We start from the raw sequence: 15100 nt of genomic DNA on the forward strand, positions 1-15100 counted from the left end.
GTCTCGTCAGCAGCCCTGCCGGGGCAGTTCCTTGCCGTGCCGGCGCGGTACGCACGCGCCGAGCCGGGCGATCAGCTCGGCGCGGGCCTCCTCGAACACCGGATCGGACTGGTAGTCGCCGTGCCCCAGGATCTGGGCGGGCAGCGGGTACTGGAGCGTCCGCCCGAAAGTGAGCGGGTCGCGCAGCGGGCCGAGGTCCACGGCCGCGCCGTCCTCGCGCGTGAGCCGCACCGGTCCCCCTATGGGGTCGGTCAGCCGCCACAGGTTGCGCCAGTCGTCCATCTCCCGGTGCAGCCCGGTCAGCGCCTCCGGGCCGAAGCAGGCGGGGAACCACCGCCCGTACAGGCGCTCCAGCGGCGATCCGTAGGTGAGCAGCGCGACGCGGCTGCGGGTGACCAGGTCCAGCTGCCAGACGGCGGCCGCAGCCAGCACGCTGCCCTGGGAGTGTCCCGAGATGACCAGGCGGCCGTCGTTGTTCTCGGTCCAGGTGGCCATCCGCCAGGTCAGGTCGGGGACGGCGCGCTCCGCGTAGCAGGGCGGCGCGAAGGGGTGCGCGGCGCGCGGCCAGAACGTGCCGACGTCCCACAGGATGCCGATGGTGCGGCGGGTGGAGCGGTCGCGGTAGGCGCGCCAGCCCATGATCGCGAGTACCAGGACCCCGGCGCCCATCAGCCACGAACCGAGGGCCTCAGCCGTCGCGGCCGCCGAGTGCACGAGCAGCGGCGCGTTCTCGGTGGCCCGGCCGGGGGCCCGGTCGGTCAGCCAGGCACCGGCCACCGCGCCGGCGCCCAAAACGAGCGTGACCAGGCAGACGGCACCGACCAGGACGGGCGCGGAATCGGTGAGGCCGGCGCGGGCGATGGTGCCGGCGATGCGGCGGGTGCGCTCCTCGTCGGGCCGCTCCTGCGCGTCGTAGCCTCCGGCGATGTCCGAGGTGATCCTGCGGCGTACCAGCGTTACTTGAATGCCCGCCAGGACCGCGAAGGCCGCCACGACCACCAGGAGCACCGGGAGCACCGACGCCTGCCAGGACAGCAGGACGGGCGGCCCCGCCATCGGGGAGCCCGGCCGGCCCGGGACTGCCCCGCGGTCCAGCCAGTCCCCCAGCCGCTGGGCCATTCCGCCGGTCAGCGCGCCGCCCAGCGCGCACGCCAGCAGGGCGACGGCGGCACCGTGCATGCCCTTCAGCGCCGCGCGGCCGTCGCCGCGCCCGTGGCGGGTCGCGGCGTGCTGGAGGAAGCAGGCCGTGCCGAGCAGGCCGAGGACCAGCAGGCTCTGGAAGACGGCGATGCCGCCGAAGGCGCCGGTGCCCGGCAGCCGGTCGCCGCCGGCCCAGCCGGGCCGTGACCAGGCGGTGTAGACGGCGGACAGGACGAGCGCCACGAGCGCGCCGAAGGGCAGCGCCTTGACCAGGAAGCGGTCCCGGTGCTCGTCCGGTTCCGCCTCGCAGCGGGCGGTGCGGCACACGATCCAGACGGTGAGCGCTCCCAGCAGCGCGACCAGCGCGCTCAGTACGCGGCCCACGGCCGGCAGCGGTCCGCCGCCCGTCCGGGTGTCGTGGTCCACGGCGCCCACGAGCAGCGCGGCGGCGATGGTCAGCACTCCGGCGGCGGTGTGCGCGGCGCGCAGCCTGGCCACCACCCGGCGGCCGTACCAGAAGCCGCGGTGGGTGAGCGCGGGGCGCTGTTCGGGCGGTACGTCGCGGGAGGTGCCGGGGCGGCGCGGCGGCGGCGAGGCGGATTCGTACGCGCTCCAGGTGCGTTGCGAGAGCCACCACAGGAATCCGACGACCAGCAGCGGCACCACGGCGGCGACCACGATGCGGCGCCCCGGCCCGCTCCACGCGCCGCCCTGGTCCGGGCTGAGGAAGCCCAGCCAGGACTTGTCCGCGACGCAGGCGGCACTGCCCGCGCACTGCCAGGCCGTCAGGTCCAGCGCCACTTCGCAGACCGCTGCGGCCAGCAGGACGGTGAGGCTGAGCGCGAGGACGCGCACGAGGACGTCGTACACGCGGTGGCCGCGGTGTGCCGCGGGGGCGGCGGGGCGCATCCAGTGGGCGAGGTTGGCGACCATGAAGGGCAGCAGGACGAGCCACAGGGCGCGGGCTCCGTTGCCGGAGGTGAGGTTGCACCAGCAGTACGCCTCGCGGACCGGTTCGGCGCGGTAGTCCTCGGGGCGCTGCTCGGCGTCGGCGTCGTCGGCGCGGCGGTAGACGGCCGCGGTGTCGTCGCCGGTGACCAGGACGGTGCGCGGGTCGCCGAGCATGCGCTCGGGCGTGGTGCCGCCGACGCCGTGCACGAGGAGTTCCAGGGCGAGTTGCCCGGTTTTCTGTGGCGGCCCTTCCTGGGGCGGCCCGGCCTGTGGTGTGTCCGGCCCGTCCGGTGCGGCCGGTTCCGTGCTGCTCGCGGTGTCCACGTGTGCTTCCCCCGATGTCCGTACGGTGCCGGTGGGCGCCGCACGGCACCCGGCGGCGGCACCCTATGTCATGCCAGGTTCAAACGGGCGTCCGCACCGCCGTCCGCGGCCCGCCCGTACCGTCCGCCCCACTCCTTCCCGGTTCCGCGGCCCCACACCCCACCCGGCGGGGCGGATGCGCCCGGCGGCGCGTGCGAGGATGAGGGCCCAGACGGCAGCCGGGCGGAAGGGAAGAGCCGGGGTGAGCGACAACCAGAACCTCCTCGCGGAGCAGCGGCGCGCCCTGATCCTCGACGAGGTCAGACGGCGCGGGGGCGTCCGCGTGAACGAGCTGACCCGCAGGCTCAACGTGTCCGACATGACGGTCCGGCGCGACCTGGACGCGCTCGCCCGGCAGGGCATGGTGGAGAAGGTGCACGGCGGCGCCGTACCGGTCAGCGAGCCCAGCACCCACGAGCCGGGCTTCGAGGCCAAGTCGGGGCTGGAGCTGAGCGCCAAGGAGGACATCGCCAAGGCCGCGGCCCGGATGGCGGCGCCCGGCGGCGCCATCGCGCTGGCCGGCGGCACGACCGCGTTCGCGCTGGCCCAGCAGCTGCTGGAGGTGCCGGACCTGACGGTCGTCACCAACTCCGTACGCGTGGCCGACGTGTTCTACAACGCGCAGCGGGCGGCGGCCGGCAGCGGCTCCGCGCCCCGGGCGGGCGCGGCCACGGTCGTGCTGACCGGCGGGGTGCGCACGCCCTCGGACACCCTGGTGGGGCCGGTGGCGGACGCCGCGATCCGCTCCCTCCACTTCGACGTGCTGTTCCTGGGCGTGCACGGCATATCGGTGGAGGCCGGGCTGTCCACGCCCAACCTCGCCGAGGCGGAGACCAACCGCCATTTCGTCCGCTCCGCGCGCCGCGTCGTGGTGGTCGCCGACCACACCAAATGGGGCACGGTGGGACTCAGTTCCTTCGCCACGCTGGACGAGGTGGACGTGCTGGTGACCGACCGCGGACTGCCGGCGCAGGCGCGCGAGGAGATCGCGGAGCTGCCGCCGGAGCTGGTGGTGGCGGGCGAACCCGGCGACGGCGCGGACATCTGACGCAGCCGCCGGCCGGACTGCGCACGCGGGCTGTCAGCCGGGCCAGACGCCGGTCTCCAGGAAACCGTCGATGTCGGCCGCGTACGGCGCGATGTCCAGCCCCTGGGCGGCCAGCCAGCTGTCCGAGTAGTACTTGTCCAGGTAGCGGTCGCCGGGGTCGCAGAGCAGGGTGACGACGGAGCCGGTACGGCCCTCCGCGACCATCTCCGCGACGATCTTCAACGCGCTCCACAGGCCGGTGCCCGTCGAGCCGCCCGCCTTGCGGCCGACGGCCCGCTCCAGGGCCCGTACGGCCGCCACGCTCGCCGCGTCCGGGACCTTCATCATCCGGTCGATGGCGCCGGGCACGAAGCTGGGCTCCATGCGCGGCCTGCCGATGCCCTCGATGCGCGAGGCGGTCGCGCAGTCCGTCGCCGCGTCGCCGGTGCGCCAGCCGTCGAAGAAGCAGGAGTTCTCCGGGTCGGGCACGCAGATGCGGGTGTCGTACTGCATGTAGTGCACGTATCGGGCGATGGTCGCGGAGGTGCCGCCGGTGCCGGCCGTGGCGACGATCCAGGCGGGTTCCGGGTAACGCTCCAGGCGCAGCTGCTGGTAGATCGACTCGGCGATGTTGTTGTTGCCGCGCCAGTCGGTCGCCCGTTCGGCGTAGGTGAACTGGTCCATGTAGTGCCCGCCGGACTCCGCGGCCAGCTCGGCGGAGACCGCGTAGACGGTCCGCGGGTCGTCCACGAGGTGGCACCTGCCGCCGTGGAACTCGATCAGCCGGGTCTTCTCGCGGCTGGTCGTGGCCGGCATCACCGCGATGAAGGGCACGCCGATCAGGCTCGCGAAGTACGCCTCGGAGACGGCCGTGGAGCCGCTGGAGGCCTCGATGACGGGCTTGCCGGGCCGGATCCAGCCGTTGCACAGCCCGTACAGGAACAGCGAACGGGCCAGCCGGTGCTTGAGGCTGCCGGTGGGGTGGGTCGACTCGTCCTTCAGGTACAGGTCGATGCCCCACCGCTCGGGCAGCGGGAAGCGCAGCAAATGGGTGTCGGCCGTCCGGTTGGCGTCCGCCTGCACCTTGCGGACGGCCTCTTTCAGCCAGGCGCGGTAGTCCGGATCACTGCGGTCGACGTCCACGGTCGGCATCGGAGCGCCGTTCCCGGGCACCCGGTCCGCGTACTGCTGTGGTTGCTGGGCGGTGCTCATTCGACGCGCTCCCGAGGTCGGACACAGCCCGCACGGAACGCCGGGCCGGTTTCGACTATAGCCACCCACCACACGCTTCTCACCTGCATAAACAACCCTTTGGGCAACCCCAAGCACCGCCTGGGAGCAGGCTGGTGACGAGCTTTGGCCAAGGGGTACTGGTGCACGGGGCACGACGCAGGCAGACTGCGCACCATGAGGGCGGGTGGAGACCACACGCCCGACGTGCCGAGGAGGTGGTCGCCATGGCGGAGCCCGAATTCAACGCCACCGGTGTACGCATCGAGCGTTGGCTTCTCAGGTCGCTGACCCGGGCGGGCCAGGTCGTGATCAAGGACGGCAGGCTGGCCCTGCTGACGAGTTACGGCACCGAGATAGACAGCGCGCCGGTGCAGGCCGTCCAGGCGCACAAACCGCTGTTCGCGGCCCGTGACCGGGCGCTGGCCACACTGAACGGACACCGCTACGCGCTGACGCTGGGCACCCCGGACCGCTTCCTGGACGCTGTGCGCGCGGCGCGTTCCGCACGCGCTTGACAGGGTCCCGCGGGGGACGGTGCGGTTGCGGGAGCGCACTGGTGGGATGACCCTGGACTCGTATCACTGAGGGTTCACCAGCGGTGACACTGAGGTGGATGGCGGCATCGCTGGATCCGATCTTCGCCCCCGTCGCACGAGGGCGCCCGACCTCATCAGGGAGTCGCGGTCGTGATCAGGCAGCCCAGCAGACACTGCACGGTGGAGCTCCAGGCCCTTCCGGCACGGATCGGCCAGGTGCGCAGAATCGTATCGGCGCAGCTCCGTTACTGGCGTCTCGACGCCTTGATAGACCCGGCGGCGCTCGGCGTCACCGAGCTGCTGGCCAACGTGCACCAGCACGCCGCGCCCAGCAAGCAGTGCACCGTGGAACTCCTGGTCCTGCTGGACCAGCTGACGGTCTCGGTGCGCGACCTGGACCCGCGCCTGCCCCGGGTACAGGCGGCCGGCTCCCTCGACACGGAGGGCCGCGGGCTGTCCCTGATCGCCGCGCTCAGCGAGAGCTGGGGGGTGCGCCCCGACGGCGGCGGCAAGGTCGTCTGGTTCACGCTGCCCGCGCTGACGCTCGCACCCGAGGAGGCGGTACGCCGCACCTCGGTGGGGCGGTCGTCGTGCACGCGGGGCGTGTCGGCGCACGCACCGGCCGAACCGCCGCTGCGCACGCCGGTGGAGACCCGGCCGCGGGTGCGGGGCGCCGGGGTCGGCTGACCGGGCGCGCCGGCGGGTTGCGGCCGACGGCGTACGCCGCAGGGGCGTACGCCGCCGACCGGTGCCCCGTCGGCGCACGCCCTCATGCCGCGCCGCCCTTCGCCCCGGTACCGAACCGGTCCTCCAGGACGGAGAGCCGGCGCCGGTACTCGTCCTCGTCGATCTCCCCCGCCGCGAACCGCCGGGCCAGCAGGTCGACGGGGGACGGATCGGCGGCGGAGGCCGATAGCCGGGCACCGCCGCCCGGGCCGCCGAAGCGCGCCCAAGGGCCGCGCCCGCGCCCCACGGCGCGCCGCAGCAGCGCGACGGCGCCGAGCACGGCGGCCGCCCAGAACAGCGGGAAGAGCAGGAACCAGGGGCCGGGGCCGCCACCGGCCCACGGGTGCGCCAGATCGGACATGAGAGGTCAGCTCCTTCTCGGAGGGTGCCGCACGCGTTCCGCGCGGGCCTTGTGCCGTCCCTGTCGAGCCTGGCCCGCCGGGGCCCGCATGGCGTCGTACGGCCGGCGGGACCGCGCGTACCACCGGGGAAGCAGCGGGCGCCAACCGTGCGTACCACCCCGACCCCCGCCCGCTGGAGGGCCGCAGCCGCCCGCCCTCGACTCCTGTAACTACTAGTATGTACAGTGCGCTCATGACCACCTCCGAACGGCTCATCGAGAGCACCCGGGAACTGCTGTGGGAGCGGGGCTTCACCGGCACCAGCCCGAAGGCGATCCTCCAGCGCGCCGGCGTCGGCCAGGGCAGCATGTACCACCACTTCTCCGGCAAGTCCGACCTGGCGCTCGCCGCCATCCGCCGCACCGCGGAGAGCATGCGGGCCACCGCCGGCACCGCCCTCTCCGCCGACGGCAGCGCGTACGACCGGGTGCGCGCCTACCTGCTGCGCGAGCGTGACGTCCTGCGCGGCTGCCCGGTGGGCCGGCTGACCATGGACCCCGACGTCATCGCCGATCCCGTGCTGCGGCAGCCGGTGTTCGAGACCCTCGACTGGGTGCGCGGCCGGATCGCCGCGATCCTCCGGGAGGGGCGGGAGCGCGGCGAGTTCGACCCCGAGCTGGACCCGGAAGGGACCGCCGCCGCCGTCGTCGCGACCGTGCAGGGCGGCTACGTACTGGCGCGCGCCGCCGAGTCACCCGCGCCCTTCGACACCGCCGTGCACGGCGTGCTGGCCCTGCTCACGGCCCGCACCACCGGCCGGGACTCCTCCGCCTGACGCGCCGTCAGGCCGCCCGCCCGAAAGGCCCCACCGCTCATGGAAATCACCCGCACCCGCCCGGCCAGGTCCTGTACGTCACCGAGGGCGTCGGCCTGGTCCGGCGCAGGGGCGGCCCGGTCGAACGGGTCAGGGCCGGCGACACCGTGTGGACCGGCCCGGACGAATGGCACTGGCACGGCGCCGCGCCCGGCACGTTCATGACCCACCCCGCGTGAACCACGCTTCTCCCTACCCCACAGGAGCCCCCTTGCACGCCCTCCAATACACCGTCACCCTGCCCGCCGACTACGACATGGGCATCATCCGCGACCGGGTACGGACCCGCGGCCACCTCCTCGACGACTTCGACGGGCTCGGGATCAAGGCGTACGGCCTACGCGAACGCGGCGTCGACGGTTCGCCCGTCAATCAATATGCGCCGTTCTACCTCTGGGCCGACCCCCGGGCCATGAACCGCTTCCTGCTCGGCGACGGCTTCCGCGGCGTCATCCGCGACTTCGGCCGCCCCGAGGTGCGGCACGGGACGGTCGTCCACCACGAGCGCGGGCCGGCGGCCGGCACGGCTCCGCGGTCCTTCGTCCGCCGTACGGAGCCCCTCTCCGAGGGGGCGGATCCGGCCACCGCCGTGGCGGAAGCCGTGGCGGAACACCAGCGCCTCGCCCGTACGGACGGCGTGCACACCACCGCGCTGGCCGTCGACCCCCGGCACTGGGAGCTGACGCACTTCACCCTCTGGGCGGCCGACGCGCCCGAGGGCGAAGGCGAGCGCTTCCAGGTGCCGCACCTGTCCGCGCCGGGCGCCGGGCGGCTGCCGACGGGAGAGCAGTGGTGAGCGGACTGCCGCGGGCAACCGTCCGCACGGTCACCGGGGACCTCTCCCCCGCCGGCCTCGGCGTCTGCGACGCGCACGACCACCTGTTCCTGAGCAGCCCGGTACTGGCCGGGCAGGAACTGGCCGACGCCGGCGCCGCCGCGGCCGAGCTGCGGGCCTTCCGGGAGGCGGGCGGCGGCACGGTGATCCAGTGGACGCCGTACGGGATGGGGCGGCGCGCCGGGGAACTGCCGCGCCTCGCCCGCGCGTCGGGGGTGCGGATCGTGGCGGCCACGGGGCTGCACCAGGCGGTCCACTACGCGCCCGAGGTGCTGGAGCGGTTCACGGGGCACACCGGTGGCTCCGGAGACCTGGCGGAACTGTTCGTGGCGGAGCTGACGACGGGGATCAGGACCCGGGCGGAGCATCCGGGCGCCGATCCGGCCCCCGCCGCCGGTTCCGGCGCCCTCGCCGACGGCTCCGCCGGCCGGCCGCGCGCCGGAATGATCAAAGTGGCCGGCGGCTTCCACGGCCTCGACGCGCACGCCCGGCACACCATGGCCGCCGCGGCCGAGGCCCACCACGCCACCGACGCCGCCATCGGCGTCCACCTGGAGCTGGGAACCGGCGCCACGGACGTACTCGACCTGCTGTGCGGCAAGCTGGGCGTGCCGCCGGAGCGGGTGATCCTGGGGCACCTCAACCGCTCCCCCGACCCCGTCGTCCACCGGCAGGCCGCGGCCGCCGGGGCCTACCTGGCCTTCGACGGTCCGTCGCGGGCGCACCACGCGACGGACTGGCGGCTGCCGGACGCGCTGGCCGCCCTCGCGGACGCCGGGTACGGGGACCGGCTGCTCCTCGGCGGGGACACGACGACGGCGGCGGCCAGGTCGGTGAACGGCGGTCCCGGCCTGCCCTTCCTCCTGCGCCGCCTGCGCCCGCGCCTCGAACTCGCCCTGGGCGAGGAGCTGGTGCGCCGCGTCCTCACGGCGAACCCGGCCCGCGCGTTCGCGGCCGCGTGGCAGCCGGTGGCGGGCGCCTGAGAGCGGGTGCGGGGTGACAATGGCCGGACAGCCGTCGGCCTCGGGAGGCGTCACCGTGCAACACCTGGGCATCCTCGCGCACAGCGCCGAAGGCGCCGCGCTCTGTTTCCGGGCCTTCTGCCAGGAGGGTTCCGCCGAACTGGGCCCTTACGAGCATCCGGACGTGACGCTGGACTGCGTGAGCATGGCGCGCAGCATGCCCGCCTGGGAGGCCGGCGACCATCACACGATCCGGCACACGCTGTCCGGCAGCGTGGCGCGGCTCGCCCGCGCGGGCGCGGACTTCTTCGTCTGCCCGGACAACACCGCCCACCTGGCGCTCGGGCTGCCCGGCGCCGAACTGCCGCTGCCCGGCCTGCACATCGCCGAGGTGGTGGCCGAACGCGCCGCCCGTGACGGCCGCCGGCGCGTCGGCGTCCTGGGGACCGCGTACACGATGGACGGCCCCCTCTACAGGGACGCGCTGGGCCGCCGGGGCATCACCGCCGAGGTGCCGGCCGAGGCCGACCGCCGTACCGTGCACGGGATCATCTTCGGCGAGTTGGTGCACGGCGTGTTCACCGGTGCGGCGCGCCGGGAGTACGTACGCGTCATCGAGCGGCTGGCGGCGCGCGGCTGCGACGCGGTCGCCCTGGTCTGCACGGAGATTCCGCTCCTGGTCACGCCCGAGGTGTCGCCGCTGCCGGCGCTGGACTCGACACGGCTGCTGGCGCGCGCCGCCTTCGAGACCGCCGTCGGCCGGCGGGCCGCGCCGGTGTGGCGCGGCGGTCCGGCCGGACGCTGATCCGGGGGCCCGGCGCAGGCCCTCAGACGTCCAGGACCACCAGCGGATCGTCCAGGACCGGCTGCCACGCCAGCTCCGCCGCGCCGACGAGGCTGTTGTGGTCGAGCGTGCACGGCAGAATCGGTACGCCGCCGCTGCGTCCCCACAGGCTGCGGTCGGCGACCACCGCCCGCAGCCGTTCCGGGTCGGCGCCCAGGAGTTCGCGGTGCAGGCCGCCGAGGATGATGCGGTCGGGGTTGAGGATGTTGACGAGTCCGGCGATCCCGAGGCCCAGCCGGTCGATCAGCAGCTCGGTGGCGGCCCGTACGGCCGGGTCCTGGTAGTCCTCCCGGATCAGGTCGGTGGCCTGCCGGAGCAGCGAGCCCTCGGGGCCCGGTGCGCGGCCCGCGGCGCCGAGGAAGGCGAGCGGGTCCGCCTCGACGTCCAGGCAGCCGCGGCTGCCGCAGTGGCAGGGCGCGCCCTCGGGGTTGACGGTCAGGTGGCCGACCTCCAGGGCCAGGCCCGAACTGCCGCTGTGCAGGCGGCCGTCCAGGACCAGCGCGCCGCCGACGCCCCGGTGCCCGGAGGCGACGCACAGCAGGTCGCGGGCGCCGCGGCCCGCGCCGTGCCGGTGTTCGGCCAGCGCGGCGAGGTTGACATCGTTGCCGGTGAAGCCGGTCGCCCCGGCGGCCCCGGGGATGCCCGCCTCGGCGAGGGCGTGCCGGAAGAGGCGGCGTACGGGGGCGCCCGAAGGCCAGGCGAGGTGCAGTGGGTTGAGCGCCTCGCCGTCGGGTTCGGCGACGGCGGACGGGATGGCGAGGGCCGCGCCGAGGCAGCGCCGCCCGGTCCGTCCGAGCAGTCCGGCGCCGGCCGCCACCGCCTCGGCCAGTACGTGGGCCGGGTCGGCGGGGATGGTGCCGCAGCCGCTGACGGTCGCCACGATCCGCCCGCCGAGGCCGACCAGCGCGACGCGGAAGCCGTCGGCGTGGATCTGTCCGGCGAGCACGACGGGGCCGTCCTCGTTGACGAACAGCCGGTGCGAGGGGCGCCCTTGGGAGCCCGCCGAGGCGGTCGGGCGGGAGTCGACGGTGATCAGGCCGAGCGCTTCCAGTTCCGCCGCCACCGCGCCCGCGGTCGCCCGGGTCACGCCGAGCTCCGAGGTGAGGACGGCGCGGGTGGGCGCGCGTCCGGTGTGTACGAGCTCCAGTGCGGGTCCGAGGGCGCTGCGGCCCCGCTCCAACCTGGTTGTCCGAGTCTGGGTCACGGTCCCATTCTGGCTTTGTACCGACGGTAAACAAAATAGGGCCGGGCCGTCCGGGCACGCCGGCCCGACAGCTCGTCACGGCCGTGGCGGACGCCGCCTACGGTCGCGCCGGTACGGCCCGTACCGGCGGCGGCCGGTGCGGGTACCGCACGGTGCCGACCGCCGCGTACGCGGGAGTGGGTACCCGGATGCCGGGTACCCGGCCTGCCGGAAGGGACCGGTTGCCGACCATAATGGGTGACTCGGTCACGGATTCGGCCGGGGCACCCGGCCGGGAAGCCCCGGCGCGCGGGACGCGCACGCCCGGCGCCGACCGGCCACCCCGGCGCGGAGGGGGCTGCATTGGACACCACACCCCGGCTGCGCGGCCCCGCGCGGCTGATGTTCGGCAACCCGGTCTCGCTGGTCTACCTCGCCCTGGTCGTCGCGGCGGCCCTCTTCGCCCTGGTGGACATGGCTTTCGTCCGGCACGCGGACGCCTCGTTCGCCGGCATCTGGGTCGTGCTGCTGACCGCTCCGACGGTCTTCCCGCTGTGGCTCGCCGGTGACGCGCTGTGGGCCGACTCCGGCTCCCCGCAGTGGTATTCGATCGCGGCGCTGGTCGTGGCCGCCCTGGTCAACGCGCTGCTGCTCGGGCTCGTCCACCGGAGCCTGCGCGGCCGGCCGGCCGCGCGCGGCGCCGTTGTCAGTGGTCGCCGCCATACTCGTCGGCATGGAGATCGCTGACTTCACCGAGTCCCTGCGACGGGACGGCCAACTGCTCGCGGACGCCGCGGAGAAGGCCGGGGCGGATGCCCCGGTTCCCAGCTGCCCGCAGTGGCGGGTACGCGACCTGCTCACCCACACGGGGCAGGTGCACCGCTGGGCCACGGGCTTCGTGGCGCACGGCCGCCCGGAGCCGGTCCCGTTCCCCGAGGCCCCCCGCCTGTCCGACGACGCGCTCGCCGACTGGCTGCGCGACGGCTGCCGGCAGCTCGTGGAGACGCTGCGCGCGGCCCCGGCCGACCTCTCGTGCTGGACCTTCCTGCCCGCGCCCTCCCCGTTGGCCTTCTGGGCGCGGCGGCAGGCCCACGAGACGGCGGTGCACCGCGCCGACGCGGAGGCCGCGCTCGGCGCGGGCCTGACCGCCGCCGATCCGGCCTTCGCCGCCGACGGCATCGACGAGTTGCTCGTCGGCATGCACGCCCGGGAGCGCAGCACGATGCGTACGGAGTTGCCGAAAACGCTCCTGATACGGGCGACCGGCGCGGCCGGGGCGGCGTGGAAGGTGGCCCTCTCGGACGCTCCGCCGCGCGCCGAGCGCATACCGTTCACCGCTGCGCCGGGTGGTGGCGCGGCGGACTGTGTGATGGAAGGGACGGCATCCGACCTGTACTTCGCCCTGTGGAACCGCCGGTCGCTGGACGGCATCACGGTCACGGGTGAGGTCTCCCTGGCCCGCCTGTGGCAGGAGCGCTCCGGCATCTGAGACACCGGGCGAGGGGGCGGCCGGCAGGGTGGGCCACCACGAAATTCAGGGCTTCACATGACAGACTGTCACCATGTCTCCGACCCGTTCCCAGGCCGAGCGCGACGCGATGACTGTCGAGATCGGTTTCGCCCTGCTGACCGGCGTGTTCGCGGCCGGTGCCGCCTTCGGCGCCGTGCTGAGCCCCCTGCTGTTCACGGACCCGGGCCGAGGCTGGTCCGGCGCGCTCCTGGCGGCGGCCGGGTGCGCGGCGGGCGTCGCGTTCGTCTGGCGGGTGGTACGGGTCCTGCGCCGCTTCACCGGGGGACGTTCGAGCTAAGAGCAGCATCACGTCCCTTGGTGTTGTCGATGGCCGTTCGCCCCGGCGGCGCAGGTCAGTTTCCTGGCCGCCGACAAGACGGCGCCGGTCACCCCCGACATGAGAGGGGAGGTGGACGACGTGGACGCGGTCTACGCGGCCGTACGGGAGAGCGGCGCGGAGATTGTTCACCCGTCGCAGGACGAGGAGTGGGGCGTGCGACGGACGGCCCCGGCGGCTGCCGGCTGCCGGCTACCCCAGCCACCCCGGGCGGACGAGCCCCGTCTCGTAGGCCAGGACGACCAGTTGGGCGCGGTCCCGGGCGCCCAGTTTGACCATCGTGCGGCTGACATGGGTCTTGGCGGTCAGCGGGCTGACGACCAGGCGGCGGGCGATCTCCTCGTTGGACAGCCCGATGCCGACCAGCGCCATCACCTCCCGCTCCCGCTCGGTGAGCCCGGACAGCGTGCCGGCGGCGGCCGGCTCCTTGGACCGGGCGGCGAACTCGGCGATCAGCCGGCGGGTGACGCCCGGCGAGAGCAGCGCGTCACCCTCGACCACGGCGCGCACCGCCCGTACGAGCTCCTCCGGCTCGGTGTCCTTGACCAGGAAGCCGGAGGCGCCGGAGCGGATCGCCTCGAAGACGTACTCGTCCAGCTCGAAGGTGGTGAGCATGACGACCTTCACCGCCGACAGCCGGGGGTCCTCGGTGATCTGGCGGGTGGCGGCGAGGCCGTCCAGCACCGGCATCCGGATGTCCATCAGGACGATGTCGGGGCGCAGTTCGCGGACGGCGATCAGCGCCTCCTCGCCGTCCGCCGCCTCGGCGACGACCTCGATGCCGGGCTGGGCGTCCAGCAGGGCCCGGAATCCGGCGCGGACCAGCAGCTGGTCGTCGGCGAGCAGTACCCGGGTCACGACTCCTCCTCGGTGGCGGTGGGGATCACCGTATCCGCAGTGCGGGCGCCGCCGGGGCGGTGCGGCGCCGGTGTGCCGTACGGTGCCGCGGCCCTGAGGGGGATGCGGGCCCGCACCCGGAAGCCGCCGTCCGGGCGTGGTCCCGCCGCGACGGTGCCGCCGAGGGCGGCGGCCCGCTCCCGCATGCCGACCAGCCCGTTGCCGCCCCCGGAGACGTCCCCCGCGCGCCCGTCGGCGGTCGCGGGACCGTCGTCGTCGACCGTGATCTCCAGCTCGCCCGGCCGGTGCGCGAGCCGGACGCGGGCGGTACGGGATCCGGAGTGCCGGACGACGTTGGTCAGCGCCTCCTGGACGATCCGGAAGGCCGCGAGGCCGGTGCCCGGGGCGAGCCCCGCCGGCCGGCCCCGTTCGGTGACCTCCACCGTCAGGCCGGCGCCCTCGGCCTGCTCGCAGAGCTCGGGCAGCCGGTCCAGGCCGGGCGCCGGGGAGCGCGGCGCGTCGCCCGGGGACCGCAGTGTGTCCAGAACCTGCCGTACCTCGCCCAGCGCTTCCTTGCTGGCGGCCTTGATGGTGGTCAGGGCCGTGCGCGCCTGCTCGGGGTCGTCGTCCAGGAGAGCGAGGCCGACGCCTGCCTGGACGTTGATGACGGAGATGCTGTGCGCGAGCACGTCGTGCAGCTCGCGGGCGATCCGCAGCCGCTCCTCGTCGGCCCGCCGCCGCTCGGCGGCCACCCGTTCCGCGCGCGCCTTCGCGAACTGCTCACGCCGTACGCGCACCAGCTCGGACACCGCAACCACCGCCACCACCAGGGCCGTGACGAACAGCTGCTCCCCCCAGGGCGCGGGCCCGTCGCCCTCGGGCGGCAGCCGGTGGTAGAGCCAGTGGCCGACCAGGAGATGGCTGACCCACACCAGGCCGACGGCGGCCCAGGCGGTCCGGCGCCGGCCCGCGACGATGCCCGCGAAGCAGCCGAAGGCGATGGTGAGCAGGACCGGGCCGTAGGGGTATCCGGCGGCGAGGTAGGCGGCGGAGGTGAGCGCGGTGCCGAGGGTGACCGTGCGCGGGAAGCGGTGCCGCAGGAGCAGCAGCGCCGCGCCGGTGACCAGCAGCAGGTACGCGAGCGGGTCGAGGTCGGCGCGGGCGGGCTGGTTCTTCCCGGCGATGCGCGAGCCCACGAGCACGAACCCGGTGAAAACGACGGTCGAGACCCAGGGCAGCCGCGCGCCGGGCCGGCCGGCGGGGAGATCGCCGTCCGCCGGCCGCCACCGGCCGGGGCGCGGTCCGTGGCAGGGCCGCGCCCACGGCGGCCGTCCCTTGTCCATGCCGCCACGCTAGACCGGCACACCGTACGGTGGCGTCAGCCCGGCGCGGTGACCAGGT

Annotated in this window: 17 protein-coding genes and 1 pseudogene; 12 read left to right on the forward strand and 6 right to left on the reverse strand. The window is 74.7% G+C overall.

Annotation, left to right across the window (positions count from 1 at the left end):
• Positions 1-6 precede the first annotated feature (6 nt).
• Positions 7-2415 carry a hypothetical protein gene (locus tag ACH4K4_RS14440; protein WP_398167403.1) on the reverse strand — a complete coding sequence of 803 codons (2409 nt, stop codon included), beginning with the start codon at positions 2413-2415 and terminating at the stop codon, positions 7-9.
• 241 nt (positions 2416-2656) lie between these two features.
• Here ACH4K4_RS14440 and ACH4K4_RS14445 point away from each other — a divergent pair, with 241 nt between their 5' ends.
• On the forward strand, positions 2657-3502 hold the full coding sequence (locus ACH4K4_RS14445) for a DeoR/GlpR family DNA-binding transcription regulator (protein WP_398167405.1): 846 nt from the start codon (positions 2657-2659) through the stop codon (positions 3500-3502).
• 33 nt (positions 3503-3535) lie between these two features.
• On the opposite strand, the gene ACH4K4_RS14450 is transcribed toward ACH4K4_RS14445, so the two are convergent.
• The gene (locus ACH4K4_RS14450) at positions 3536-4633 is read right to left on the reverse strand and encodes a PLP-dependent cysteine synthase family protein (RefSeq protein WP_398168001.1); all 1098 of its coding nucleotides are present in this window, start codon (positions 4631-4633) and stop codon (positions 3536-3538) included.
• A 305-nt stretch (positions 4634-4938) separates the two neighbouring features.
• Here ACH4K4_RS14450 and ACH4K4_RS14455 point away from each other — a divergent pair, with 305 nt between their 5' ends.
• Positions 4939-5229: a hypothetical protein gene (locus tag ACH4K4_RS14455; protein WP_360138221.1), complete on the forward strand. Its 291-nt coding sequence runs from the start codon at positions 4939-4941 to the stop codon at positions 5227-5229.
• Positions 5230-5400: 171 nt separating this feature from the next.
• Positions 5401-5937, forward strand: a complete 537-nt coding sequence (locus ACH4K4_RS14460) for an ATP-binding protein (protein WP_398167406.1) — start codon at positions 5401-5403, stop codon at positions 5935-5937.
• Positions 5938-6019: 82 nt separating this feature from the next.
• On the opposite strand, the gene ACH4K4_RS14465 is transcribed toward ACH4K4_RS14460, so the two are convergent.
• On the reverse strand, positions 6020-6337 hold the full coding sequence (locus ACH4K4_RS14465; RefSeq protein ID WP_398167407.1) for an SHOCT domain-containing protein: 318 nt from the start codon (positions 6335-6337) through the stop codon (positions 6020-6022).
• 233 nt (positions 6338-6570) lie between these two features.
• On the opposite strand from ACH4K4_RS14465, the gene ACH4K4_RS14470 reads away from it, so the two are divergent.
• Genes ACH4K4_RS14470 through ACH4K4_RS14490 form a run of 5 tightly spaced genes read left to right on the forward strand, consistent with a single transcriptional unit; the run spans position 6571 to position 9793 of the window.
• On the forward strand, positions 6571-7152 hold the full coding sequence (locus ACH4K4_RS14470) for a TetR/AcrR family transcriptional regulator (protein ID WP_398167409.1): 582 nt from the start codon (positions 6571-6573) through the stop codon (positions 7150-7152).
• Positions 7149-7370, forward strand: a complete 222-nt coding sequence (locus tag ACH4K4_RS14475; RefSeq protein ID WP_398168002.1) for a cupin domain-containing protein — start codon at positions 7149-7151, stop codon at positions 7368-7370. The genes ACH4K4_RS14470 and ACH4K4_RS14475 overlap by 4 nt, the downstream gene beginning before the upstream one ends.
• Before the next feature lie 32 nt (positions 7371-7402).
• The gene (locus ACH4K4_RS14480; RefSeq protein WP_398167411.1) at positions 7403-7987 is read left to right on the forward strand and encodes a DUF4865 family protein; all 585 of its coding nucleotides are present in this window, start codon (positions 7403-7405) and stop codon (positions 7985-7987) included.
• Positions 7984-9009 (forward strand): phosphotriesterase, encoded by a 1026-nt coding sequence (locus ACH4K4_RS14485; protein WP_398167413.1) that lies wholly within the window; start codon positions 7984-7986, stop codon positions 9007-9009. The genes ACH4K4_RS14480 and ACH4K4_RS14485 overlap by 4 nt, the downstream gene beginning before the upstream one ends.
• Before the next feature lie 55 nt (positions 9010-9064).
• Positions 9065-9793 (forward strand): aspartate/glutamate racemase family protein, encoded by a 729-nt coding sequence (locus tag ACH4K4_RS14490; protein ID WP_398167415.1) that lies wholly within the window; start codon positions 9065-9067, stop codon positions 9791-9793.
• 22 nt (positions 9794-9815) lie between these two features.
• Here the strand turns inward: ACH4K4_RS14490 and ACH4K4_RS14495 are convergent, their stop codons facing one another.
• Positions 9816-11036 (reverse strand): ROK family protein, encoded by a 1221-nt coding sequence (locus tag ACH4K4_RS14495; RefSeq protein WP_398167417.1) that lies wholly within the window; start codon positions 11034-11036, stop codon positions 9816-9818.
• 342 nt (positions 11037-11378) lie between these two features.
• Here ACH4K4_RS14495 and ACH4K4_RS14500 point away from each other — a divergent pair, with 342 nt between their 5' ends.
• From ACH4K4_RS14500 to ACH4K4_RS14515, 4 genes and pseudogenes are all read left to right on the forward strand, one after another.
• Positions 11379-11762, forward strand: a complete 384-nt coding sequence (locus ACH4K4_RS14500) for an SCO4225 family membrane protein (protein ID WP_398167418.1) — start codon at positions 11379-11381, stop codon at positions 11760-11762.
• Positions 11749-12504: a maleylpyruvate isomerase family mycothiol-dependent enzyme gene (locus ACH4K4_RS14505; RefSeq protein ID WP_398167420.1), complete on the forward strand. Its 756-nt coding sequence runs from the start codon at positions 11749-11751 to the stop codon at positions 12502-12504. The genes ACH4K4_RS14500 and ACH4K4_RS14505 overlap by 14 nt, the downstream gene beginning before the upstream one ends.
• A gap of 73 nt (positions 12505-12577) precedes the next feature.
• Positions 12578-12823 carry a DUF6332 family protein gene (locus ACH4K4_RS14510; protein ID WP_398167421.1) on the forward strand — a complete coding sequence of 82 codons (246 nt, stop codon included), beginning with the start codon at positions 12578-12580 and terminating at the stop codon, positions 12821-12823.
• Between the two features lie 33 nt (positions 12824-12856).
• Positions 12857-13027 (forward strand): annotated as a pseudogene (locus tag ACH4K4_RS14515) (glyoxalase); the annotation flags it as partial.
• Positions 13028-13054: 27 nt separating this feature from the next.
• Here ACH4K4_RS14515 and ACH4K4_RS14520 read toward each other — a convergent pair.
• Positions 13055-13720 carry a response regulator gene (locus tag ACH4K4_RS14520; protein WP_398167422.1) on the reverse strand — a complete coding sequence of 222 codons (666 nt, stop codon included), beginning with the start codon at positions 13718-13720 and terminating at the stop codon, positions 13055-13057.
• Positions 13717-15042, reverse strand: coding sequence for a sensor histidine kinase (locus ACH4K4_RS14525; RefSeq protein ID WP_398167424.1), 1326 nt, complete (start codon positions 15040-15042; stop codon positions 13717-13719). The genes ACH4K4_RS14520 and ACH4K4_RS14525 overlap by 4 nt, the downstream gene beginning before the upstream one ends.
• Between the last annotated feature and the right edge of the window lie 58 nt (positions 15043-15100).

The sequence above is a fragment of the Streptomyces sp. NPDC017529 genome, assembly GCF_044329785.1.
In the GTDB taxonomy this organism is placed as follows: domain Bacteria; phylum Actinomycetota; class Actinomycetes; order Streptomycetales; family Streptomycetaceae; genus Streptomyces.

Excerpts from the sequence above, each read along its gene's own strand:
- ACH4K4_RS14450 (WP_398168001.1), bottom strand. The coding sequence starts at position 4,633 with ATGCCGACCGTGGACGTCGACCGCAGTGATCCGGACTACCGCGCCTGG.
- ACH4K4_RS14455 (WP_360138221.1), top strand. The coding sequence starts at position 4,939 with ATGGCGGAGCCCGAATTCAACGCCACCGGTGTACGCATCGAGCGTTGG.
- ACH4K4_RS14465 (WP_398167407.1), bottom strand. The coding sequence starts at position 6,337 with ATGTCCGATCTGGCGCACCCGTGGGCCGGTGGCGGCCCCGGCCCCTGG.
- ACH4K4_RS14470 (WP_398167409.1), top strand. The coding sequence starts at position 6,571 with ATGACCACCTCCGAACGGCTCATCGAGAGCACCCGGGAACTGCTGTGG.
- ACH4K4_RS14505 (WP_398167420.1), top strand. The coding sequence starts at position 11,749 with ATGGAGATCGCTGACTTCACCGAGTCCCTGCGACGGGACGGCCAACTG.
- ACH4K4_RS14510 (WP_398167421.1), top strand. The coding sequence starts at position 12,578 with ATGTCTCCGACCCGTTCCCAGGCCGAGCGCGACGCGATGACTGTCGAG.
- ACH4K4_RS14525 (WP_398167424.1), bottom strand. The coding sequence starts at position 15,042 with ATGGACAAGGGACGGCCGCCGTGGGCGCGGCCCTGCCACGGACCGCGC.